The sequence below is a fragment of the Cupriavidus sp. FW305-3-2-15-C-LB2 genome, from assembly GCF_058787575.1.
In genome coordinates, this window is sequence record NZ_JBYSZW010000114.1 from 1 (window position 1) to 770 (window position 770).

General features: G+C 71.0%; 2 protein-coding genes. Both read right to left on the bottom strand.

Annotation, left to right across the window (positions count from 1 at the left end; genetic code table 11):
* On the bottom strand, nt 1–371 hold a 371-nt coding region (locus AC3WRR_RS36045; RefSeq protein ID WP_492299565.1), incomplete at its 3' end, for a Type 1 glutamine amidotransferase-like domain-containing protein.
* An 18-nt stretch (nt 372–389) separates the two neighbouring features.
* Nucleotides 390–770 (bottom strand): IclR family transcriptional regulator (locus AC3WRR_RS36050; protein ID WP_492299566.1); only part of this gene is annotated, 381 nt, incomplete at its 5' end.

Sequence of the window (770 nt, forward strand, 5' to 3'; positions counted from 1 at the left end):
GCGCTCCAGCCGATATAGCGCGCCGCACCGGATCGCACCCGCGCCGAGATCGCCGCCAGCAGGCCGCGCTCGCGCAGGCATTGCAGCAAGCGGAACGTGTTGCCGCCGCCAACGACGATCAGTTCAGCCGCCTCGATGGCGCGCACGGCTGCCGCCGGCTCGGCCTGCCGGTGCAGCGATTGCACCGCGATGCCGACCGGCGCGAAGGCGTCGCGGACCAACGTCTCGTAGGTGTCCCAGTCGCGCGTGACCCCGGCGAACGGGATGAAGCAGGCAGTCTTGCGGCCGGCGGCCAGGTCCCGGATTGCCGCCTGGGCGTGGACCAGGTAGCCGGCGTCGCTGCTGGAGTTGCTGAGTAACAGGAGTTCCATAAGTCGTTGCGGCGAAGTCTAGATAAGTGGGGTGGCGTCGAGCCACAGTGGGTCGCCGATGCGCTGTCCCACGGGTGCCACGGCCTGCACCAGCGTCGCGCGCAGCGCCTGGGCCTGGGCCTGGCTGACCTGCATCGCGGTGAAAGACAGGCACAGCCCACGCACGTCGCCTGAGAGCGGATCTGCCAGCGTGGCGGCCACGGCGCCGATGCCGGGCATGCCTTCATTCACGGCGATGGCGCTGCGCTCGGCGCGGGCCGTCGCCACACGCTCGCGCAGCTCGGCGACCGTGGCGGGACAGCCTGCGGGTGCATCCGGCAGCTTGCGGGTGCCGGCGGCGCCATAGCGCGAGTTGAATTCAGGCTCGGGCAGGCGCGACAGCAGTACCCGGCCCATCGC